The 19,816-nt window shown below is 66.5% G+C and carries 24 protein-coding genes and 2 pseudogenes; 6 read left to right on the top strand and 20 right to left on the bottom strand.

The window, feature by feature from the left end; genetic code table 11:
* Genes Q5701_RS00655 through Q5701_RS00645 form a run of 3 tightly spaced genes read right to left on the bottom strand, consistent with a single transcriptional unit; the run spans nucleotide 1 to nucleotide 2,316 of the window.
* Complete coding sequence (locus tag Q5701_RS00655) at nucleotides 1-417, bottom strand: GNAT family N-acetyltransferase (RefSeq protein WP_306753255.1); 417 nt, start codon at nucleotides 415-417, stop codon at nucleotides 1-3.
* A complete protein-coding gene (gene dapE / locus Q5701_RS00650) occupies nucleotides 414-1,550 on the bottom strand; it encodes a succinyl-diaminopimelate desuccinylase (protein WP_306753254.1) in 1,137 nt (378 codons plus the stop codon). The genes Q5701_RS00655 and dapE overlap by 4 nt, the downstream gene beginning before the upstream one ends.
* A gap of 1 nt (nucleotide 1,551) precedes the next feature.
* A complete protein-coding gene (locus Q5701_RS00645) occupies nucleotides 1,552-2,316 on the bottom strand; it encodes a sulfite exporter TauE/SafE family protein (protein WP_306755487.1) in 765 nt (254 codons plus the stop codon).
* 160 nt (nucleotides 2,317-2,476) lie between these two features.
* Between Q5701_RS00645 and Q5701_RS00640 the strand changes: the two genes are divergently transcribed.
* Together Q5701_RS00640 and Q5701_RS00635 are read left to right on the top strand one after the other, a co-directional pair.
* A complete protein-coding gene (locus Q5701_RS00640; RefSeq protein ID WP_373568598.1) occupies nucleotides 2,477-4,084 on the top strand; it encodes an acyl-CoA dehydrogenase family protein in 1,608 nt (535 codons plus the stop codon).
* 78 nt (nucleotides 4,085-4,162) lie between these two features.
* Nucleotides 4,163-4,639, top strand: a complete 477-nt coding sequence (locus Q5701_RS00635; protein WP_306753253.1) for an META domain-containing protein — start codon at nucleotides 4,163-4,165, stop codon at nucleotides 4,637-4,639.
* 9 nt (nucleotides 4,640-4,648) lie between these two features.
* Here the strand turns inward: Q5701_RS00635 and recO are convergent, their stop codons facing one another.
* The 14 genes and pseudogenes from recO to Q5701_RS23075 all read right to left on the bottom strand — a co-directional run.
* The gene (gene recO, locus Q5701_RS00630; protein WP_306753252.1) at nucleotides 4,649-5,386 is read right to left on the bottom strand and encodes a DNA repair protein RecO; all 738 of its coding nucleotides are present in this window, start codon (nucleotides 5,384-5,386) and stop codon (nucleotides 4,649-4,651) included.
* Entirely contained in the window at nucleotides 5,387-5,818 is a 432-nt protein-coding gene (locus Q5701_RS00625) for a VOC family protein (RefSeq protein ID WP_306755485.1), read from the bottom strand.
* 52 nt (nucleotides 5,819-5,870) lie between these two features.
* The gene (rarD, locus tag Q5701_RS00620; RefSeq protein WP_373568597.1) at nucleotides 5,871-6,788 is read right to left on the bottom strand and encodes an EamA family transporter RarD; all 918 of its coding nucleotides are present in this window, start codon (nucleotides 6,786-6,788) and stop codon (nucleotides 5,871-5,873) included.
* A 22-nt stretch (nucleotides 6,789-6,810) separates the two neighbouring features.
* Nucleotides 6,811-7,146: a DUF1491 family protein gene (locus tag Q5701_RS00615; RefSeq protein WP_306753250.1), complete on the bottom strand. Its 336-nt coding sequence runs from the start codon at nucleotides 7,144-7,146 to the stop codon at nucleotides 6,811-6,813.
* Nucleotides 7,139-8,074, bottom strand: a complete 936-nt coding sequence (era, locus tag Q5701_RS00610) for a GTPase Era (protein ID WP_234854966.1) — start codon at nucleotides 8,072-8,074, stop codon at nucleotides 7,139-7,141. Before era ends, Q5701_RS00615 begins: the two co-directional genes overlap by 8 nt.
* Nucleotides 8,071-8,760, bottom strand: a complete 690-nt coding sequence (gene rnc / locus Q5701_RS00605; RefSeq protein WP_306753249.1) for a ribonuclease III — start codon at nucleotides 8,758-8,760, stop codon at nucleotides 8,071-8,073. Before rnc ends, era begins: the two co-directional genes overlap by 4 nt.
* Nucleotides 8,757-9,551, bottom strand: coding sequence for a signal peptidase I (gene lepB, locus Q5701_RS00600; RefSeq protein WP_306753248.1), 795 nt, complete (start codon nucleotides 9,549-9,551; stop codon nucleotides 8,757-8,759). Before lepB ends, rnc begins: the two co-directional genes overlap by 4 nt.
* A gap of 75 nt (nucleotides 9,552-9,626) precedes the next feature.
* Entirely contained in the window at nucleotides 9,627-10,037 is a 411-nt protein-coding gene (gene acpS, locus Q5701_RS00595; protein ID WP_306755484.1) for a holo-ACP synthase, read from the bottom strand.
* Nucleotides 10,038-10,065: 28 nt separating this feature from the next.
* Nucleotides 10,066-10,512, bottom strand: coding sequence for a hypothetical protein (locus tag Q5701_RS00590; protein ID WP_306753247.1), 447 nt, complete (start codon nucleotides 10,510-10,512; stop codon nucleotides 10,066-10,068).
* Complete coding sequence (locus tag Q5701_RS00585) at nucleotides 10,509-11,243, bottom strand: pyridoxine 5'-phosphate synthase (RefSeq protein WP_306753246.1); 735 nt, start codon at nucleotides 11,241-11,243, stop codon at nucleotides 10,509-10,511. Before Q5701_RS00585 ends, Q5701_RS00590 begins: the two co-directional genes overlap by 4 nt.
* A gap of 27 nt (nucleotides 11,244-11,270) precedes the next feature.
* Nucleotides 11,271-12,092, bottom strand: coding sequence for a 4-(cytidine 5'-diphospho)-2-C-methyl-D-erythritol kinase (locus Q5701_RS00580; protein ID WP_306753245.1), 822 nt, complete (start codon nucleotides 12,090-12,092; stop codon nucleotides 11,271-11,273).
* A gap of 4 nt (nucleotides 12,093-12,096) precedes the next feature.
* A complete protein-coding gene (locus Q5701_RS00575) occupies nucleotides 12,097-13,905 on the bottom strand; it encodes a tetratricopeptide repeat protein (RefSeq protein WP_306753244.1) in 1,809 nt (602 codons plus the stop codon).
* A gap of 87 nt (nucleotides 13,906-13,992) precedes the next feature.
* Nucleotides 13,993-15,330 (bottom strand): annotated as a pseudogene (locus Q5701_RS00570) (electron transfer flavoprotein-ubiquinone oxidoreductase); the annotation flags it as partial.
* A 311-nt stretch (nucleotides 15,331-15,641) separates the two neighbouring features.
* Nucleotides 15,642-15,728, bottom strand: a pseudogene (locus tag Q5701_RS23075) (FAD-binding protein); the annotation flags it as partial.
* A 266-nt stretch (nucleotides 15,729-15,994) separates the two neighbouring features.
* Here Q5701_RS23075 and greA point away from each other — a divergent pair.
* Together greA and Q5701_RS00560 are read left to right on the top strand one after the other, a co-directional pair.
* Nucleotides 15,995-16,465, top strand: a complete 471-nt coding sequence (gene greA, locus Q5701_RS00565) for a transcription elongation factor GreA (RefSeq protein WP_234854958.1) — start codon at nucleotides 15,995-15,997, stop codon at nucleotides 16,463-16,465.
* Between the two features lie 3 nt (nucleotides 16,466-16,468).
* Nucleotides 16,469-17,368, top strand: coding sequence for a hypothetical protein (locus tag Q5701_RS00560; protein WP_306753243.1), 900 nt, complete (start codon nucleotides 16,469-16,471; stop codon nucleotides 17,366-17,368).
* Here the strand turns inward: Q5701_RS00560 and Q5701_RS00555 are convergent, their stop codons facing one another.
* A complete protein-coding gene (locus tag Q5701_RS00555) occupies nucleotides 17,369-17,851 on the bottom strand; it encodes a GNAT family N-acetyltransferase (protein ID WP_306753242.1) in 483 nt (160 codons plus the stop codon).
* Between the two features lie 129 nt (nucleotides 17,852-17,980).
* Here Q5701_RS00555 and Q5701_RS00550 point away from each other — a divergent pair, with 129 nt between their 5' ends.
* Nucleotides 17,981-18,688: an AzlC family ABC transporter permease gene (locus Q5701_RS00550; RefSeq protein WP_306753241.1), complete on the top strand. Its 708-nt coding sequence runs from the start codon at nucleotides 17,981-17,983 to the stop codon at nucleotides 18,686-18,688.
* Nucleotides 18,685-19,017 (top strand): AzlD domain-containing protein, encoded by a 333-nt coding sequence (locus Q5701_RS00545; protein ID WP_306753240.1) that lies wholly within the window; start codon nucleotides 18,685-18,687, stop codon nucleotides 19,015-19,017. Before Q5701_RS00550 ends, Q5701_RS00545 begins: the two co-directional genes overlap by 4 nt.
* On the opposite strand, the gene Q5701_RS00540 is transcribed toward Q5701_RS00545, so the two are convergent.
* Nucleotides 19,005-19,628, bottom strand: a complete 624-nt coding sequence (locus Q5701_RS00540) for a hypothetical protein (RefSeq protein ID WP_234854953.1) — start codon at nucleotides 19,626-19,628, stop codon at nucleotides 19,005-19,007. The genes Q5701_RS00545 and Q5701_RS00540 overlap by 13 nt on opposite strands.
* A 19-nt stretch (nucleotides 19,629-19,647) precedes the next feature.
* The gene (locus tag Q5701_RS00535) at nucleotides 19,648-19,806 is read right to left on the bottom strand and encodes an aa3-type cytochrome c oxidase subunit IV (protein WP_234854952.1); all 159 of its coding nucleotides are present in this window, start codon (nucleotides 19,804-19,806) and stop codon (nucleotides 19,648-19,650) included.
* Nucleotides 19,807-19,816: the final 10 nt, after the last annotated feature.

Genomic DNA, 19,816 nt, shown 5'->3' with positions numbered 1-19,816 from the left:
TCAAAGGTCGCGGGTCATGTCACGATGCGGGATTCCGGCATCGTCGTAAACGGGACCATATGCGGTAAAGCCCAGCTTTTCGTAAAATCCGAGCGCGTGGGTCTGCGCCCCCAGCTTGGCGCGGGTGATGCCCGGCTGTACGCGCAGCACGTCAAGCGCCGCCCGGATCAGCGCCGCGCCCAGGCCGGTACCGCGCGCCCGGGGCAGCACGCAGACGCGGCCGATCTTGCCCGTGTCGCCGTCCAGCAGGATGCGGGCGCTGCCGATCGGCTCGTTTTCGTGAGTGGCCAGCAGGTGGATGGCGCCGCCGTCCAGGTCGTCGATCTCTCGATCCTCGGGAACGCGCTGTTCCTCGATGAACACGGTGCGGCGCAGGGCAAGGCAGGCGGCAAGGTCGTTGGTCTGTTCGATCTTCATTCGAAATATTTTTCCAGAATCCGCTGGTAGATGGTCTTGAGCTGCTGGACCTGCGCCACCGGCACGCGTTCGTCCACCTGGTGCATATAGGCGCCGACCAGGCCGAATTCGACCACCGGGCAATGGTTCTTGATGAACCTCGCGTCCGAAGTGCCGCCCGTGGTGGATAGGACCGGCTGGCGGTTGGTTTCCTGCGTGACCACGCTGCGGACCAGATCCACGAAGGGGCCGGGCTGGGTCAGGAAGGCCTCGCCGCTGATCTGGCTGTCGATGGTCAGGGCGACGCCGGTGGCCTGGGTCACCCGGGCGGCGCGGGATTTCAACTCGGCTTCCAGGCTGGCGCCGGTATGCAGGTCGTTGAAGCGGATGTTGACCACCGCCCGCGCGGTTTCCGGGATCACGTTGGACGCCGGATTGCCGCAGTCGATGCTGGTGATCTGCAAGCCGGTCGGGTCGAAATGATCGGTCCCCCCGTCCAGCGGCGCGGCGATCAGGTCGTTCAGGTATGCCGTCAGCGCGTGCAGCGGGTTTTTCGCCCGGTGCGGATAGGCGGCATGGCCCTGCACCCCCTTGGCGGTGACCGTATAGGTGGCCGATCCGCGCCGGCCGATCTTCATCATCTCGCCCATGATTTCCGGGTTCGAGGGTTCGCCGACGATGCAGGCATCCATGCGTTCGCCGTTCGCCTCCATCCAGTCGAGGATGGCGATGGTGCCGTCGCGGGACGGGCCTTCCTCGTCCCCGGTGATGGTCAGGATCACCGCGCCGTCGGGGGGCGTCTCGCGCACGAAGTCGATGGCGGCGGCGACAAAACCCGCGACGCCGGACTTCATGTCGGTCGCGCCGCGTCCCCAGATGATGCCGTCCTCGACATGGCCGCTGAAGGGGGGATGGGTCCAGGATCCCAGGTCGCCGGGCGGGACCACGTCGGTATGGCCGTTGAAGCCCAGGGCGCGCGCCCCCTTGCGGCCCCAGCGGGCGAACAGGTTGGGCGTGCCGTTGCGGTCCACCCGGTGAACCTCGAACCCCGCTTCCGCCAGCAGGTCGCCCAGCAGGACAAGGGCGCCCGCTTCATTGGGCGTCACCGACGGGCAGCGGATCAGGCGGGCGGTCAGGTCGGCGGCGTCGATCATGTCAAATCCAGTCTGAAAGGGCGCGGCGGACAAGGTTCAGGCCGGTGATGACCAGCAGGACCAGCGTCCAGCGGCGGAATTGTGCGGCATCCATGCGGTCCTGCAAGGCAAAGCCCGCCAGCATCCCCGCGAAGGCCGGGATGCACAGCGCCGCCGAAAGGGGGATCGTTTGCGCGTTCAGGATGCCGGACAGAAGATGTGCCACCGTCAGCCCCATCGCGCCCAGCAGAAAGACGACGCCCTGCACCCGCACCTGTTCCTGCTTCGGCACGCCCAGGGAAAGCAGCAGCACGATCAGCGGCGGTCCCCAGATGCCCGAGATGCCGCCGTAAAGCCCGCCGATGATGCCGGTCAGGATCTCGACCCGGCGGCGGTGATGGATGGACAGGGCCAGGGGCTTGCCCGCCAGTTGCCACAAGGCAAAGGCCAGGATCGGCCCGCCCAGCAGCGCATACATCAGCCCTTGCGGAATCGACCGCGCCAATCCTGCCGAAATCGCCATCGCCACCAGCACCATGGCGATGTGCCAGCGGAAGTTGCCGATGGACTGGATCGCCGCTGCAGATCCCTGCCGCAGGGCCTGGTGAAGGTTCGTCGTCAGCACTGGCAGGATCAATGCCGCAAGCGCCGTTTGCGGCGGCAGGATAGAGGCGAAGGCCGAGGCCATGATCAGCGGCATGGCGAATCCGATGGCGCCCTTCACAAAGCCTGCAAAGGCCGTGACGGCAAAGATCGTCCAGAACTGCCAGGGATCCAATCCAAACATCCGGGCCACGCTAAACGCCCCGGCAGGAAATGAAAATGCCGCTTGGCGCCATTCCCGCACGGACACTTTCGTTCCTGTTGAGGGTTTCCTGCGCATAATTGTTGCGCTGCGCCTGCGAAGGCGCTACCCATGCCGCAATGCCGCAAAAGGGGTTCAGACCATGAAAGACATGCCGCACCAGACCGACTCTGTCCTGTCCGACTTGGCCCAACTGCAATCGCGCGCCACCGAATCCTTGCGCGGCCTGGTTACCGTCAACGGCAAGCTCGATGCCGAGGCGATGGAAACGCACCAGCACGCAGCCCATGCGCTGTCCTGGCTGGCAACCTATGTCGAGGCGCTGCGCCAGCTTGCCGCCTGGTCCGCCCGCGTGGGTGGCGAAATCGAAGGCCTGATCACCCAGATCGGATTTGGCGAATACCTGACCCAGATCGCAGGCGGCATCCCGATGAGCCAGACGGAATTCGCCCGGCTGTCCGACCTGGGGGTGGAGTGGGAGCCGTCAGAGGCGGCCCGCGCCCTGATGGGGGGGAACACCCGCGAGGCCCGCGCCCGGCTGGCCGCGCTGATTGCGGAAAACAAGGGCAGCGCCACCTTCGGCGCCTCGGGCTTGGATGAGGATCTGGAGATGATCCGCGACCAGTTCCGCCGCTGGACCGACGACAAGGTGGTCCCGCACGCCCATGGATGGCACCTGAGGGACGAGCTGATCCCGATGGAGATCATCGCGGAATTGGCCGAGCTGGGCGTCTTCGGCCTGACCATCCCCGAGGAGTTCGGCGGCTTGGGCCTGTCCAAGGCGGCGATGGTTGTCGTGTCCGAGGAACTGTCCCGCGGCTATATCGGTGTGGGTTCGCTGGGAACGCGCAGCGAAATTGCGGCCGAACTGATCGGGGGCGGCGGCACCGAGGCGCAGAAGGCCTATTGGCTGCCCCGCCTTGCGTCCGGTGAAATCCTGCCCACGGCGGTGTTTACCGAACCAAACACCGGCAGCGACCTGGGCAGCCTGCGCACGCGGGCGGTTCTGGATGGCGATACCTGGACCATCACCGGCAACAAGACCTGGATCACCCATGCCGCGCGCACCCATGTGATGACGCTGCTGGCGCGGACCGATCCCGACACCACCGATTATCGAGGGCTGTCGATGTTCCTGGCCGAAAAGACGCCGGGCACGGACGCCGATCCCTTCCCCACCCCCGGCATGACGGGCGGGGAAATCGAGGTGCTGGGCTATCGCGGCATGAAGGAATACGAGCTTGGCTTTGACGGCTTTGCCGTTCGGGCAGAAAACCTGCTGGGCGGCGTCACCGGCCAGGGCTTCAAGCAGTTGATGCAGACCTTTGAATCCGCGCGGATCCAGACAGCGGCGCGGGCCATCGGGGTCGCGCAGAACGCCCTGGAACTGGGCCTGCAATATGCGCTTGACCGCAAGCAGTTCGGCAAGCCCCTGATCGCCTTTCCGCGTGTGGCCGACAAGCTGGCGATGATGGCGGTGGAAATCATGGTCGCGCGGCAGTTGACCTATTTCAGCGCCTGGGAAAAGGACCACGGCCACCGCTGCGACCTGGAGGCCGGGATGGCCAAGCTGCTGGGTGCCCGCGTGGCCTGGGCCAGTGCCGACAATGCGCTGCAAATCCATGGCGGCAACGGCTTTGCGCTGGAATACCAGATCAGCCGGGTGTTGTGCGATGCACGCATCCTCAATATTTTCGAAGGTGCAGCGGAGATTCAGGCGCAAGTGATCGCCCGGCGTCTGTTAGGCTGATCGCATTTCGTCTAGGGTGCTGCAACCAAAGCGGTTTTGCCGCATTCCCTTCGACGATCGCCCACAGGAGTTTCCCTCATGCCCCGCCTTGCCCGACTTGGCACATTCGGCGCGCTGACCGCCGCAGCCCTTGTTCTTGCCGCCTGCGAACCCGCGCCCGCCGTGGATCCGGTCAACGACCGGGGCTTCATCCCGGGGGGCGATTATGCCCTGGTCGGCATGGATGGCGCGACCGTGCCCTTGCGCAACATGACGCTGACCATTGCCGAGACCACCGTGTCGGGCCGCGGCCCCTGCAACGGTTATGGCGCCAAGAACAACGCGGAACTGCCATTGGTCGCCTTGTCGCCGCTGCAAAAGACCAACGTCCCCTGCGGCAAGAACACCACGATCGAGAACCGCTTCTTTTCGGTCCTGCAATCGGCGACCGAGATGGAGTATTACGGCGGCGTGCTGAAGGTGAAATCCCCCCAAACCTGGCTGATCTTCGAACGCGGCGTGACCGGGGCGCAGGCCCAGGTCACGGCGGTCGATCAGGCACGAGCCGGCCAATAAAGAGGCGGGTCAGTAACCGTTCTTCGGCTGGCCGCGCGTCAGGCGGTCCACAAGACGCTGGCGGGCGGCCGGAACCGCGCGGCCCACCAGTTCGCCCGCGATGCGCGCGGTCAGGAAATGCCCGGTGATCGCCAGCCCTTCGGCCAGGCCATGCCCGCGATTGTCGCCCGCCCCGCCCAGGATGCCTGGCAGGGGCAGCAGCCGGTCAGCCCATTCCCCCGCCCCTTCGCGGCTGACGGCGCGGCCCGATTTCGGGCTGACATAGGCCAGGCCTTCCTGCCCGCCCGTCACGGCGCAGGCGGACAGATCCAGGCCAAAGCCCATCTCCTCCAGCAGGCGCATTTCCCAGTGCAGGTAATCGGCGCCCCAATCGGTGCCGGTTTCCATCAGGTCCAGCAGGCGTTCCGTATCGGCCACCAGTGCCGGATGCGGGTCGCGTTCGGGCAGGGCAAAGACCAGCAGCGCACAGACCGCGTTCAGCCCCGCCAAGGCCAGCGGATCGGCCATCAGCCCTGACCGAAGCCGCACCGGTTCGACCGCGAATGTGCCAAGCTGGTCGTCCCGCCGCGCCCGCCACCGCAGATCCAGCCGTGATCCCGGTTGCAGCATCGCCGCCCGTTTCTGGGATACGCCCCCCGGCACCAGCCCGGAATGGCGGCCATGCAGGTCGGTCAGCACGTCCAGGATCACCGCCGTCTCGCCATGCTGGCGCCGCGCCAGGACGGTGCCCTCGGCCTGCCACTCCATTCACGCATCCGGCAGGGCCAGCGACCCGTCGGGGGCCAGCGGCCAAAAGGGGTTGGTGGCGATCTCCCAGACATGGCCATCGGGATCGGCGAAATATCCCGAATAGCCGCCCCAGAAGACCTTTTCGGGCTGCTTCAGAACCGTGGCGCCGGCGTCGAGGGCTGCCTGGAACACCGTGTCGGTTTCCCTGTCATCGGCGCAGTTCTGCGCCAGCGTGACCGCCCCGGTTCCCAGGCCCGCGCCCGGCCTGCCCTGATCGGCGGCCAGATCGGCCAGCCCGAACAGGGCCAGCACCGCGCCGTTCATCTGATAGAATGTCACGCCCGGCTGCGAACCGGCATGGGGCGACCATCCCCAGGCTTCGTAAAAGGCCCGTGCGCGGTCCATGTCGGCCACGCCAAGGGTGACAAGCGTGATGCGCTGACGGGACAGGGACATGGCACCTCCGGCGGGCAGATTGGCACGGGGCCGGGGCGCTGCCAAGTCAGGACATGGCCCGGCGCCGCGCCCCTGCCCCGCGCAGCATCGACAAGGTATAGATGACAAGGGCCGCCCAGATCATCGGAAAGGCGATCATCTGCGCCGCCCCGAAGGACTCGCCAAAGACCAAGACGGCGGTCAAAAAGATCATCGTCGGCGCGATATATTGAAGGATGCCGATGGTGGACAGCCGCAACTGCTTGGCCGCGGTGGCATAGCAGATCAGCGGCACGGCAGTGACAGGACCGCAGCCGATCAGCAGGACCGTGTCCCAGGCATTGCCGGTGGCGAAATGCGACCCGCCGCTGGCTGTCAGCCAGATCACATAGGCCAGGGCCGGCGGCGTCAGCAGCAGCACCTCGAGCGTGAAGCCCTGGGTCGGACCCAGCGGCAGGCTTTTCTTGCAATAGGCATAAAAGCCCCAGGTCAGCATCAGCCCGATCGCGACCAGCGGCAGCCGCCCAAGCTGCACCGTCAGCACCACCACCGCCAGCGCAGCAAGCGCGACTGCCGCCATCTGCGCCCGGCTCATCTTTTCGCGCAGCAGGGTGGCGCCCATCAGGATGCTGAACAGCGGGTTGATGTAATATCCAAGCGCGGCGTCAAGCGCGTGGTTGTTGCCCACTGCCCAGACATAGATCATCCAGTTCACGGAAATCAGCGCCGCCGTCACCATCGCCATGCCCAGAAGGCGCGGCTGGCGCAGGGCGCCCGCCACCTCGGCCCAGCGTCGCTGCAGCATCAGGACGGCAAGCGCGATAGGCAGCGACCACAGCACGCGATGCGCGATCACCTCGGACGGGGGGACATGGGCCAGTTCCTTCATGAACAAGGGCAGAAAGCCCCACAACACATAGGTCGCGGTGGCCAGGATCAGGCCGCGCAGGGAATCACCGGAAGGGGGCGTGTTGCTCATGCCCATTTGCATAGGCTGCAAACCGGGATCACGCCAGTCCCGGCTTGTCCAGCAAGGTGCGGCCATCGCGGCTCTCGATCTCGATCACCCACAGGTCGGGGTCGAAGCCACGCTGCCGGGCAATGGCCCCGTCCACATCGCGTTCCGGCCCTTGGGCCAGCACCTGCCAGGGGCGGCTGTCGGTATCCATATCCCATTCGCGCCCGTAAAGCATGGCGGTCCCGTCCAGCAAGGCGCATTTCACCAGCACCGCACCGGCGGTCGCGTCGCCGCGCGCGGTCACATAGGCGGGGATATTGGCAAGTCCCAGACGCGCCAGATAGGCCGAAACCCAGATGCCCGACGCAAGCCTTGGTTCAGGCATCGCCGTCGCGGAAATCGAGGCCCATTTCGTTATAGCGCTCGGCCTCGTCCAGCCAGTTTTCCCGGACCTTCACCTGCAGGAACAGATGGACGCGGCGGCCCATGAACTCCTCAAGCTCGGCGCGGGCGGCCTGGCCCACGGCCTTGATCGTCTCTCCGCCCTTGCCCAGAACGATGCCCTTGTGGCCGGGACGCGACACATAGACGATCTGGTCCACCTTTGCGGATCCGTCATTGCGTTCTTCCCAAGCCTCGGTTTCCACCGTCAACTGATAGGGGATCTCCTCGTGCAGGCGCAGGGTCAGCTTTTCGCGGGTGATTTCCGCCGCGATCATCCGCATCGGCAGGTCCGCGATCTGGTCTTCGGGATACAGCCAGGGGCTTTCGGGCAGGGTCGCGGCCAGCCAGTCGCGCAACTGGTCGCAGCCATAGCCCTTTTCGGCGGAAATCATGAAGGTGCTGACAAAGGGATAGGCCGCGTTCAGTTCGGCCGACAATGCCAGCAGCGTTTCGGCCCTGACGCGGTCGATCTTGTTGATGATCAGCCCCACCGGAGTCTGGCCATCCAAGGCCTTCAGCGACTCGATGATCGCCTTGGCGCCTTCGGTCAGCCCCCGATGCGCCTCGACCAGCAGCAGGACGATATCGGCGTCGGCTGCCCCGCCCCAGGCGGCCTTGACCATGGACCGGTCCAGCCGGCGGCGCGGGCGAAAGATGCCGGGCGTGTCCACAAAGACGATCTGCGCCGCCTCGTGGATCGCGATGCCCCGGATGCGCGCGCGTGTCGTCTGCACCTTGTGGGTGACAATGCTGACCTTGGCGCCGACCATCTGATTGAGCAGCGTGGATTTTCCGGCATTGGGTTCGCCGATCAGGGCGACGAAACCGGCGCGGGTCGGACCGGTGGCGGTTGGTGTGGTATCGGTCATGCGCGGCCCTCCAGCCGGTCCAGCAGCGTTTGCGCCGCCGCCTGTTCGATGCTGCGTTTGGTGCCCGCGCCCTGGGCCTGCGCCTCGCGGCCATCGGCCAGGCGTGCGGTGATCAGGAAGATGGGCGCGTGATCCGGGCCGCTGCGTTCGGTCTGGATATAAGCGGGGGGCGGCATTCCATTGGCCTGCGCCCATTCCTGCAACGCCGTCTTGGCATCGCGGGGATCGTCCTCCAGGCTGTCCAGGCGGCCCGCCCACAAGCGCATCACGATCCGGCGCGCGGCGTCGAAACCTGCGTCCAGATAGACGGCGGCCAGCACGGCCTCTATCGCGTCGGCCAGCAGGGCTTCCTTGCGGCGGCCCCCCGACATCATCTCGGACCGGCCCAGCTTCAGCACATCGCCCAAACCGATCTCTCGGGCAATGGCGGCGCAGGTTTCGCCCCGGACCAGCGCGTTGTATCGCGGCGCAAGCTGGCCCTCGCTGGCTGATTTGTCGGCGTCGAACAAGGCCTCGGCCATGACCAGGCCCAGGACGCGGTCGCCCAGGAACTCCAGCCGCTGGTTGTCGGGCCGCGTGGCGGAGGCGATGGAGCCATGCGTCAGCGCGCGCACCAGCAGTTCGGGACGCGTGAAGTCGTGCCCCAGCCGGGCCATGAAGGCACGGATGTCGGCTCCGGGTTTCAATCGACCGCCTTGAAGAAGCGGTCGGCCCGCCAGGTCCAGAAATACAGAAGCGACCGCCCCGCCGAGGAGAACATGATCCGGTCGGCGCGCCCGATCAGGTACTGCGCGGGCACGAAGCCCAGGCCGCCGATTTCCTGGGGGAAACGCGAATCCTCGGAATTGTCGCGGTTGTCGCCCATAAAGAAATACTGGCCTTCTGGCACGGTAAAGGTGGGCGTGTCGTCCGCGAAGGCGCCGTCCTGGATGTTCAGGATGTCGTGGCTGCGTCCGTTCGGCAGGGTTTCGGTGAAGCGCTGCTTGATGCATTCGCCCCCTTCGGGCACCGGCTCGTTCACGCAGCGCGGGATCAGTCCTTGCGGCCCTTGCTGTTGCTTGATTTCCACGAAATCGCTGGCGGGCGTGATGGGGACTTCCTGGTCGTTGATCCACAACCGGCCATTGCGCATCTGGATCGTGTCGCCCGGCAGGCCGATCAGCCGCTTGATGAAATCGACGCCGCGCGTGGGGTGGCGGAACACGACCACGTCGCCGCGCTCGGGTTCGGACCCCAGGATCCGGCCGCTGATTGGGCAGATCGAGAAGGGGCAGGAATACTGCGAGTAGCCATAGGCCATCTTGTTGACGAACAGGAAGTCGCCGATCAGCAGCGTGTCCTTCATCGAGCCTGACGGGATCCAGAAGGGCTGGAAGAACAGCGTGCGGAAAATGCCCGCGATGACAAGCGCCCAGAACACGGTCTTGACCGTTTCCCACACACCTTCCTTTTTCTTGCCCGCCGTGCTGTCGGCCATAAGCGTCGTCCTTCGTCATCAAGCGCGGGCGAATGGCCGCATCGGCGTGTTCATGGTCCCCGGCGGGGGGAAAAGTCAAGATTGGGCAGGCCCGGGCCGCGCCTCGATCACCACGAAAGCCTGCGCCCAGGGGTGATCGTCGGTCAAGGTGACGTGAACGACGGCATGGTGGCCCGGCGGCGTCATCCGCGCCAGCCGGTCGGCGGCCCAGCCGGTCAGTTCCATCACCGGCTGGCCGGACCGCAGGTTGCTGACCGCCATGTCGCGCCAGCTGATCCCCATGGCCAGCCCGGTGCCCAGCGCCTTGCTGCACGCCTCTTTCGCGGCCCAGCGTTTCGCCAGGGTGCCTGCCTCGTCCCTGCGGCGCGCGGCCTTGGCCAGTTCGGTGGACGTGAAGACGCGGGTGCGGAAGCGGTCGCCGAAACGATCCAGCGTGCCTGCGATGCGGTCGATATTGGCAAGGTCGGTGCCGATGCCCAGGATCATGGCGACCATCCGAAGCTGGAAGGGACCGTCATTCCCGCACCTCTGTCGCGATCTCGCCGGTCTGCTGGTTGATCGTGACCACCAGCCTATAGGGCTCGCCTTCGGGGGCAGCGTCGGCATAGCGGGTTGCGGGCAATGTCAGCACCAATCCCCTCTGGGGATCATAGTCCGCCTGGCGTAAGGCGAAATCCAGGCCATAGAAGCCGATCCCCTCCGCGCCGATCACGCGGCATTGCCGCAGCCCCAACTCGTCGCGCGGCGGGCTGATGATGGCCAGCTTCCAAGCCCCGCCCGCGGGTTCGACCATGTCCAGCAGGGCCACGCGGATATCGCCGCCGGCATAGGTGGCGGTGTTGCTTTCCCACGGCTCGGCGATGGCATCGACACGGTCGCCATCGCCGCAGGGCCTCACCTCGACCTGCTGGGCCTGAAGCGGCCCCGCCAGCAGCAAAAAGGCAGCCGCCAGCCGGATCATGCCCGCGCCCCTTCCATGCAGCGCCGCATTTCCCGGATTGCGCCGTCAAGGCCGATGAAGACCGATTCCGCGATCAGGAAATGGCCTATGTTCAGTTCCTTGACCTGCGGGATGGCGGCGATGGGGCCTACGGTGTCAAAGGTCAGGCCGTGGCCTGCATGGACCTCCAGCCCCAGGCTGTCGGCAAGGCGCGCGCCTTCGACCAGCCCGGCCAGTTCCCTGTCGCGGTCGGCGTGGCGGCCCTCGGTGTCCAGGTCGCAATAGGCGCCGGTATGCAGTTCCACGACCGCCGCGCCGATGCGGGCAGCGGCCTCGATCTGCGCGGCGTCATGGCCGATGAACAGCGACACACGGCAGCCCGCCTCGCGCAGGGGGGCGATGTAATCCGCCAGCATCGCCTGGTTTCCGGCCACGTCCAGCCCCCCTTCGGTGGTGCGTTCCTCGCGCTTTTCGGGAACGATGCAGACGGCATGGGGGCGGTGGCGCAGGGCGATGGCCTGCATTTCCGCGGTGGCAGCCATTTCCAGGTTCAGCGGCAGCCGCAGGTTCGCCATCAGCGCGTCGATGTCGGCGTCGCTGATATGGCGGCGGTCTTCGCGCAGATGGGCGGTGATGCCGTCGGCGCCCGCGGCTTCGGCCAGGCGTGCGGCGCGCAGGGGGTCGGGCCAGGGCGTGCCGCGCGCGTTGCGAATGGTTGCGACGTGATCGATGTTGACGCCAAGACGCAGCATGGTCCCTCCGAAAGGCTTTGCGCCAGTCTAGCGGGGCGCAGGCGGGGGTGCCAGTTCCGTCGCGACGGCCCACCAGCCATGCTGTTTCAAAACATTGGCGGCAATCCGGGCGCGGTCAGAACTGTCGTAAAGCCCGAAGCAGGTCGCCCCCGATCCCGACATGCGCGCAAAGGCGGCGCCTGTCGCCCGCAGGCCGTCCAGCACCTGCCCGATCACCGGGGCGATGGACAAGGCGGCGGGTTCCAGATCGTTGCGCGTCAGGCCCAGCCAGCCTGCCAGATCGGTCAGGCCGGCAAAGCGGGGAATATCCGGCAGGGGCGGATTGTCGCGCCGTGTCATTCCCGCAAAGACCTGCGGGGTTGAAACCGCAACCCCCGGGTTGACCAGGACCAGCGGGATTGCGGGCAGTGCTGGCAGAGCAGTCACGACCTCGCCCACTCCCTGCATCCGGGCAGGGGTGGACAGCAGGCAAACCGGCACATCCGCGCCCAGCCGTTCCGCATTCGCGGGCAGCGGGTGGCCCATCCGTGCCAGACCGCGCAGAACTGCGGCCGCATCCGCCGATCCGCCGCCGATGCCCGACGCGACCGGCAGGTTCTTTGCAAGCCGAATCGCGGCCTTTGCACCCACAAGCCGTGCGGCCCGCAGGCAGAGGTTGTCCTGACCCGACAGGCCGTCCGCGAAAGGCCCCTCGATTTGCAAGGACAGGGGGCCGGGTTCCAGCATCACCACATCCCCCACCCCCGCGAAAGCCACCAGCGAATCCAGCAGGTGATAGCCATCGACACGTCGGCCCGTGACGTGCAGCGCAAGGTTCAGCTTGGCTGGCGCGGTCTCGGTAACGGGCATTGCCTTAGTCGTTCGCGGCCTGCGAGGCGGGCGCCGGGGTTTCCACGGGACCGGCCGCTTCCTCGGCCAGCACCGCATCCAGGCCACGGTCCAGCTTGGCGCGGATGCGGTCCGGGTCCACGTCGTCCGTGTCGGTCGGGTCCAGCGACAAGGCGCGCTGCCACTGGATCTCAGCCTCTCGGTGGCGGCCGACCTTCCAGTAGATGTCGCCCAAATGATCGTTCACCAGCGGATCCTGCGACATGGTCAGGATCGCGGCTTCCATCGGCGCCACGGCTTCCTGGTAACGGCCAAGGCGGTAATAAGCCCAGGCAAGCGAATCGAGGATATAGCCGTCGTCCGGCGACAGCTGCACCGCCTTTTCGATCAGGTCAAGCGCGTGGTCCAGGTTCTCGTTCCGGTCGATCCAGCTGTAACCCAGATAATTCAAAAGGCTGGCCTGGTTCGGCCTGATTTCGATGGCGGCCAGGAAATCGGCCTCGGCCCGGTCGAACTGCCGGGACCGTTCCAGGGCGATGCCACGCGCATAAAGGGGAAACCACCGGGCCTCGGCGGGGGCGCCTTCCAGCAGGGCCATTGCCTTGTCATAGGCAGGCACGGCCTGGGCGAATTTCTCCTGCTGGCGCAGCAGGTCGCCAAGCGCGATCCAGGCCTGCGGCAGGTCGGGATAGGCGGCGGTCAGCGACAGCGCGGCCTTGCCCGCCTCGTCCGTCCGGCCCGCGCGCGACAGGGCGTCGATGCGCGCCAGTTCGGCGACAGGACGCATCTGGCCCATCCGGCGCAGCGTGTCGAATTCGGGTTCAGCCAGGTCGAACTGCTGGCGTTCCTGCAGAATCTGCGCCACCATCAGCCGCGCTTCGGGCGTGTCGGGGGACAGCCAGGATGCCAGGCGGGCATGGATCAGCGACAAGGGTTCGGGATCGGGGCTGGACATCAGGGCGGATGCAAAGGTCAGGAACACCTGCGCAATGCCGTCCGCCGGGGTTTTCACCACATCGAACGTGACCGGCTGGCCCGATTGCAGCCTGTCGCGCAGGGCCAGCAACTGGGGTTCGGCCTCGACCCCGGGTATTGCCTCGATCATGGCGACGGCGTCGTCGCGGCGTTCCAGTTGGGCCAGGATCTGCGCCCGGGCGGCAAAGCCCAGGATATGCGCGCCGGTCATGTCGTCTGCCAGCAGCGCCTCGGCCCCTTCGTAATCGCCGACCAGGGCACGGGCAAGGGCCAGGTGATAATTCACCATGGGCGCCACGCCATCCAGCCGGGCCAAGCGCTCGAACTCCGCCAAGGCCTCGGACGCCTTGCCCGCGCCCAAAAGGCCCCATCCGCGCAGCATCCCGGCCAACAGGTCCGCTTCGGACTCCGCGTCGGCAGGCGTGGCGACATCGGCCAGCAGCCGCGCCCAATCCCCGGAATGGACAAGATCGGCACGATGGATCAGGCGAGACAGCTCGGTCGGTTCCCCTTCGGACCCGATGCGGGTGGCGAGGGCCACGGCGCGGTCGATTTCCCCGGCAGATACCAGGGCCACCAAGGCGCTGTCCTGCAAGAAGCGGTCGTCGGGATCATGGGCGACGGCCTGCACGAAGAACCGTGCAGCGGCCTGGAAGTCGTTTTCGACCGTAGCCATGCGCGCCGCCAGGAACGGCCCGGCCAGACCAAAGGTCAGCGGCGCGGGGTCTGCCACGGGCGCGGCATCCACAGGTGTCTCGGCCTCGGGACGCGGTTCGGGACGATCCTGTGCATCGGCAGGCAGCGACAGGGCTGCCAGAAAGGCGGCGATCAGGGCCAGATTCGGGCGGGTCAGGGTCACGGCATCCATCCCGGAAGGTCACAAAAATGTTTTGCCGACCCTAGCGCGGCGCCAGGGCCGGGGCAACGCCCGCCCCCGTCCCTTTCATCACATATTCGGGTAGTTCGGTCCATCGCCGCCTTGCGGGGTGGTCCAGACGATGTTCTGCGAGGGGTCCTTGATGTCGCAGGTCTTGCAGTGGACGCAGTTCTGGAAGTTGATCACGAAGCGCGGGCCCGATGCGTCCTCGACCACCTCGTAGACGCCGGCGGGGCAGTAGCGCTGCGCGGGTTCGGCGTATTCGGGCAGGTTGACGCGGATCGGGATCGTGGGATCCTTCAGCTTCAGGTGGCAGGGCTGGCTTTCTTCGTGGTTGGTGAAGGAGAAGGCCACGTTGGTCAGCCGGTCGAAGCTGAGCTTGCCGTCGGGCTTGGGATAGTCGATGGGCGTGAACTTCGCGGCCTTGCCGGTGGCCTCGGCATCCGTCTTGCCGTGCTTCCAGGTCCGCAGGATGTTGCGGCCCGTCAGCCCGGCCCCCCACATGTCCATGCCGCCAAGGACAAGGCTGGGCCACAGCCCATAGCGTGACCAGGCCGGCTTGACGTTGCGGACCTTCTTCAGGTCCTGGCCGATGGCGCCGGTGCGCACGGCAGTGTCATAGTCGCTCAGCCGGTCGCCCTCGCGGCCCGCGGCAATCGCCGCCGCCGCGGCCTCGGCCGCCTCGATCCCCGAGATCATCGCGTTGTGGTTGCCCTTGATGCGCGGCACGTTGACCATGCCCGCTGAACAGCCCAGCAGCACGCCGCCCGCGAAGCTCAGTTCCGGCAGCGACTGGTAGCCGCCCTCGCTGATGGCGCGCGCGCCATAGGAGATGCGCTTGCCGCCCTCCAGCAGCTCGGCCACCATCGGGTGGTGCTTGAAGCGCTGGAACTCCATGTAGGGATAGAGATACGGGTTCTCGTAGTTCAGGTGGACCACGAAGCCCACCATCACCAGGTTGTCCTCGTAGTGATAGATGAACGAGCCGCCCCCGGCGTTCTTGCCCAGGGGCCAGCCCATCGTGTGGACCACCCGGCCTTGGTGGAACTTCTCGGGGCTGACCTCCCAGATCTCCTTCATGCCCAGGCCGTATTTCTGCGGCTCGTGGCCGTCCGACAGGTTCAGGCGGTTGATGATCTCTTTCGCCAGCGACCCGCGCACGCCCTCGCCGATGAAGACATACTTGCCGTGCAGTTCCATGCCGGGCTCGTAATGCGGGCCGGGGGTGCCGTCGGATTGCAGCCCCATCTCGCCCGCGACCACGCCACGCACGCGGTCGGTGCCATCTTCGTTCCTGGCCCAGACGACCTGGCTTGCCGCCATGCCGGGGAAGATCTCGACGCCCAGGGCCTCGGCCTGTTCGGCCAGCCAGCGGCACACGCTGCCCATCGAGACGATGTAACGACCTGGCTTGCCGCCATGCCGGGGAAGATCTCGACGCCCAGGGCCTCGGCCTGTTCGGCCAGCCAGCGGCACACGCTGCCCATCGAGACGATGTAATTGCCGTGGTTGTTCATCAGCCGCGGCATCGGCCAGTTGGGCACCCGCACCTGGCCCCCCTCGCCCAGCACATAGAAGTTGTCGTCGGTGACGGCGGTCCTGACCGGGGCGCCCTTCTCGCGCCAGTCGGGGATCAGCCGGTCCAGCCCCACCGGGTCCAGCACCGCCCCCGACAGGATATGCGCGCCGACCTCGGACCCCTTCTCCAGGACCACCACCGACAGGTCCGGATCGATCTGCTTGAGCCGGATCGCCGCCGACAAACCCGACGGCCCCGCCCCAACGATCACAACGTCGTATTCCATCGACTCGCGCTCAGGATGAAGGGTGTCGGTCATGGCTGGGATCCTCCCCGTGGCTGGCTGTTGCCTGGATGTAGCGTTTTTGCCGCATCGCGGCAATGCTGACGCGACGGCCGAAATATGCCAGCCCTTGCGCGTGCGGGCTTGCAAAGACGCGGCGTTTCAGGTCACGGTGCCGACAACAAGGCCGCGCCCCTGCCATTCCGAATGGCAGGGGCGTTGCCTTAGCATTTGGACGGTAACGCATCCCGCATAAGGACAGGGCAGCGATGGACAAGATTCCGATGACCCGCAGCGGCTGTGCCGCATTGGAACGGGAACTGGGCGAACTGAAATCAAAGGAGCGCCCCGCGATCATCCGCCAGATCGCCGAAGCGCGCGAACATGGCGACCTATCGGAAAACGCCGAATACCACGCCGCCCGCGAAAAGCAGGGCTTTATCGAGGGCCGCATCAAGGAACTGGAATCCATCCTGTCCCGGGCCGAGGTGATCGACACGTCCAAGCTGACCGGATCGGTCAAGTTCGGCGCCATCGTTCATCTGGTCGATGAGGATACGGACGAGGAACGCACCTATCAGATCGTGGGCGAGGCCGAGGCGAATATCGAAAGCGGGCTCTTGAACGTCCGGTCCCCCCTGGCCCGCGCGCTGATCGGCAAGGACGTGGGCGACAGTGTCGAAGTTGCCACCCCCGGCGGGCAGCGCAGCTATGAAGTCCTGGCGATCCGGTTCGAATAAGCCATGTCCCTGATTGCCCGCATCACTAGCCTGGCACAGCGCGACGCGCTGACCACCACCGGCCTCGCGCTGAGCGCGGCATGGCTGTTTCTTGTCGCGCTGTTCTGGCTGCTGGTGCCAGGGGGCGAGGGAACCGAGGGCGGCATTGCCCGCCTGTCCACCATCATGGGCACGATCCTGCCCCTGGCGCTGATCTGGCTAGCGGTGGGCATGGCCCGCGCCCTGGCGGTATTGCGTGCCGAGGCCGCGGATCTGCGCCAGCGCCTATCCCAGATGCGCGACATGGCCGCCACCCGGGGCACCCCCCCTCGTCCGCAGCCCGAGACCGAGGAAACAGGCCCCCAGCCCCGCCCGACCGCAGCCCCCCGCCCGGTGCCCCGGCCTGCCGTCCCCGATCAACGCCAGCAGGCTCCGCGCGTCGATCCCCCCGCCTCGGTCGATGTCCCGACATTGATCCGCGCGCTGAACTTTCCCGATGGCGCCGACGATGCGCCCGCCATCGCCGCCCTTCGGACGGCCTTGCAGGATCCGGATCACGCCCGCGTCCTGCGCGCGGCGCAGGATGTGGTGACGCTTCTGGCCGGGCAGGATCTGTATATGGACGACCTGCCGCCCGATCCTGCCCCGCCGGCTGCCTGGCGGCGATTTGCGCAGGGCGAACGGGGCAGCGCGATCGCATCCCTGGGCGGCATCCAGGATCCGGTCGCCCTGGATATCGCGGCCAACCTGTTGCAGCAGGACGAGATCTTCCGCGACACCGCTCATCATTTCCTGCGCCATTTCGATGCGATGCTGACACGCCACCTGCCGCAGATGGACGATGCGCAGATCGCGGTTCTGGCGGAAACGCGGTCCGCCCGCGCCTTTATGCTGCTGGGCCGCATCGCGGGGACGTTCGGCTGATCATACCGGCCTGTGCAGCACCGCCACCGGGCCCGACCAAGGCCAGCCAAAGGCACCGCGCCCGATCTCGGTAAAGCCCGTCGCCGTGTAAAAGGCCATGGCGGCGGCATTGCGCAGTTCGACCTCGGCGCGCAGGCCGGGATGGTCTGCGCGGCGCGCGGCCTGCACAGCCCCCTCCAGCAGCGCGCGTCCAACGCCCCGGCGCGGGCCATCGACCACGATCCCGTCGATCACCAGATCCGCGGTCGCGGGGGCCGCGCGATACAAAAGCCGCGCCAGCCAGGGAGTGTTGGCCAGAAAGCCCCCTTGCCTGTCGCGAAACCCGGCAATCCCGATCAACCGGCCGTCCGCGCCGATGGCCGCGATGCCGTGGCAGGCGCGCATCCGGGGAATTCCCGCGCCGACCGGCGGGGCAAAGGCCCCCCACCACAGGCGCGCGGCATCTGTCAGGTGCCGGTCGGGAATGGGGGTCGTGATCTGCACCCGGCCTTGCCTTCTGTTTGCGCGTCGTGCAACGAAGGTGCCGCGATCCGGCCTGATGCGAAAGCCCCCATGTCCCCCTCCTTTGATTCCCGCCCAGACAGCCGGCAGCCTCTTGCCGATGACGCTGCGATGCATACCGCGCGCGAGATGTTCCGGCGCGGCGCCATCAAGTCGCTGCCCTTCCTGATCGTGATGATCCCCTTTGCGATGCTGTTCGGCGTCGTCGCAACCGAGGCGGGCATGGACGTGGCGCAGGTCATAGGGTTCTCGGTGCTGGTGCTGGCGGGGGCGTCGCAATTCACGGCGGTCCAGTTGTTGTCGGACAACGCATCCGTCATCATCGTGATCCTGTCCTGTCTGGCGGTGAACCTGCGCATGGCGATGTATTCGGCGTCGCTGGTGCCGTGGCTGCGCAATGCGACGGGCGCACAAAAGGCTTGGGTTGCCTATGCCCTGGTCGATCAAAGCTATGCGCTGTCGATCCAGGAATACGAGGCGAACCCCCAAATGAGCCTGCGACACCGCCTGGCGTTCTTTGCGGGCGTGGTGATGGTGGTCTGCCTGCCCTGGATGATCTTTTCCTGGCTGGGCGCAACGGTGGGCCAGGCAATTCCCGAAGGCATCGCGCTTGATTTCGCCATGCCGATCACCTTTCTGGCGATGATCGCGCCGATGCTGCGCACGCCCGCGCATCTGGCTGCCTGTTTCGTCGCCATCCTGGGATCGCTGGTCTTCGCGGGCCTGCCGTCGGGGCTGGGGCTGCTGATCGCATCGCCCCTGGGCATGGCAACGGGCGCCGTTGTCGAGGCATGGTCGGAACGGAGGGCACACGCATGACGAACGGCGCATCGGACCTGACGATCTGGCTGGTCATCGTGGTGCTGGGCATCGGCACCTTTCTGATCCGCTGGTCCTTCCTGGGGGCGCTTGGCGGCCGCGACCTGCACCCCTGGGTGCTGCGGATGCTGCGCTATACCCCCGTGGCGGTGCTGCCCGCCCTTGTGGCGCCGTTGGTCGTCTGGCCCGCCGCGACAGGGGGCCAGCCCGACCCTGCGCGGCTGGCCGCCGCCATGGTGACGGTGGCGGTCGGCCTGTGGACCAAGAACATGATCGGCGCGATCCTTGCGGGCGCCCTCACGCTGTTCGGCGTGCTTTACATGTTATAGCCGACGATCTGGCCGTCCTTCTGGCGCAGCAGCACGTCGTGGTTGTTGGCCGGATCGCCGTCCATGTGGCGCTTGGACTGGACGTTCGGCAGGGTCAGGAACCAGTTGCGCAGCTTGAGCGGGCTGAAGCCGGTCGGCGCCCCCTCGAACCCCGGCACGCCGCGCAGTGCTTGGCCCGTGTTCACCGCGCAATAGCTTTTGGGCGATGCGCCCTGCATTTCAACTGCGCGGATGGCGGCGTCCGCCACCTCGCGGCTGACAAAGACCGTGTCCTCGGCCACCCAATATGTGCTGCGGGCGTGATAGTCGATGTAGAAGTTCTTGAAGTTGTCGGTGATCCCGTAAAGCACGTCGTTGCGTTCCGGGATGCGGGGATGTTCCCAGCTTCCCGCCGGGTCATAGATCACCCGCTGGCTGCCGTTGATCATCAGCCCCGAATGCCCGCCTTCGCCCCTCGGGATGCCGATGACCGTCAGCAGCGTGATCGACGGCGGCTCGTCGGAGACGAAGCGCGCGGCCCGCAGCTCCTCGTCCGTGGCCCAGATGTTCTGGGCACCGCAGGCGGCAAGGGCGACGGGCAAGGCCGCAGCCAGGAAAACGCGTCTTTTCATGGGAAATCCGATCCGGCGATCAGGCGTTGACTAGGGCCATGAAGATCAGCACCAGGATCGACAGGATCGCGGTCCAGGTGGCGAACTTGATGAAGCCTGCAAAGGTGCGCTGCTGTTCGGTGATGTCCATGGTGCCGACCTTGTGTTCGGTGACTTCGTGGTGGTGATGCTGGGCCATGCGCCGTTCC

This window comes from Paracoccus actinidiae, from assembly GCF_030863885.1.
GTDB lineage: Bacteria > Pseudomonadota > Alphaproteobacteria > Rhodobacterales > Rhodobacteraceae > Paracoccus > Paracoccus everestensis.
This window is presented reverse-complemented; position numbering and strand designations above follow the sequence as displayed.

Bases quoted from the DNA above. Each gene is read 5' to 3' on its own strand.
- era (WP_234854966.1), bottom strand. From the start codon at position 8,074: ATGACCGATACCACACCAACCGCCACCGGTCCGACCCGCGCCGGTTTC.
- Q5701_RS00590 (WP_306753247.1), bottom strand. From the start codon at position 10,512: ATGATCCGGCTGGCGGCTGCCTTTTTGCTGCTGGCGGGGCCGCTTCAG.
- acpS (WP_306755484.1), bottom strand. From the start codon at position 10,037: ATGATCCTGGGCATCGGCACCGACCTTGCCAATATCGACCGCATCGCA.
- Q5701_RS00585 (WP_306753246.1), bottom strand. From the start codon at position 11,243: ATGCTGCGTCTTGGCGTCAACATCGATCACGTCGCAACCATTCGCAAC.
- Q5701_RS00645 (WP_306755487.1), bottom strand. From the start codon at position 2,316: ATGTTTGGATTGGATCCCTGGCAGTTCTGGACGATCTTTGCCGTCACG.
- Q5701_RS00640 (WP_373568598.1), top strand. From the start codon at position 2,477: ATGAAAGACATGCCGCACCAGACCGACTCTGTCCTGTCCGACTTGGCC.
- dapE (WP_306753254.1), bottom strand. From the start codon at position 1,550: ATGATCGACGCCGCCGACCTGACCGCCCGCCTGATCCGCTGCCCGTCG.
- lepB (WP_306753248.1), bottom strand. From the start codon at position 9,551: ATGGCCGACAGCACGGCGGGCAAGAAAAAGGAAGGTGTGTGGGAAACG.
- Q5701_RS00635 (WP_306753253.1), top strand. From the start codon at position 4,163: ATGCCCCGCCTTGCCCGACTTGGCACATTCGGCGCGCTGACCGCCGCA.
- Q5701_RS00545 (WP_306753240.1), top strand. From the start codon at position 18,685: ATGACGAACGGCGCATCGGACCTGACGATCTGGCTGGTCATCGTGGTG.
- Q5701_RS00580 (WP_306753245.1), bottom strand. From the start codon at position 12,092: ATGCCCGTTACCGAGACCGCGCCAGCCAAGCTGAACCTTGCGCTGCAC.
- Q5701_RS00615 (WP_306753250.1), bottom strand. From the start codon at position 7,146: ATGCCTGAACCAAGGCTTGCGTCGGGCATCTGGGTTTCGGCCTATCTG.
- Q5701_RS00550 (WP_306753241.1), top strand. From the start codon at position 17,981: ATGCATACCGCGCGCGAGATGTTCCGGCGCGGCGCCATCAAGTCGCTG.
- greA (WP_234854958.1), top strand. From the start codon at position 15,995: ATGGACAAGATTCCGATGACCCGCAGCGGCTGTGCCGCATTGGAACGG.
- Q5701_RS00560 (WP_306753243.1), top strand. From the start codon at position 16,469: ATGTCCCTGATTGCCCGCATCACTAGCCTGGCACAGCGCGACGCGCTG.
- recO (WP_306753252.1), bottom strand. From the start codon at position 5,386: ATGGAGTGGCAGGCCGAGGGCACCGTCCTGGCGCGGCGCCAGCATGGC.
- Q5701_RS00535 (WP_234854952.1), bottom strand. From the start codon at position 19,806: ATGGCCCAGCATCACCACCACGAAGTCACCGAACACAAGGTCGGCACC.
- Q5701_RS00655 (WP_306753255.1), bottom strand. From the start codon at position 417: ATGAAGATCGAACAGACCAACGACCTTGCCGCCTGCCTTGCCCTGCGC.
- Q5701_RS00540 (WP_234854953.1), bottom strand. From the start codon at position 19,628: ATGAAAAGACGCGTTTTCCTGGCTGCGGCCTTGCCCGTCGCCCTTGCC.
- rarD (WP_373568597.1), bottom strand. From the start codon at position 6,788: ATGGGCATGAGCAACACGCCCCCTTCCGGTGATTCCCTGCGCGGCCTG.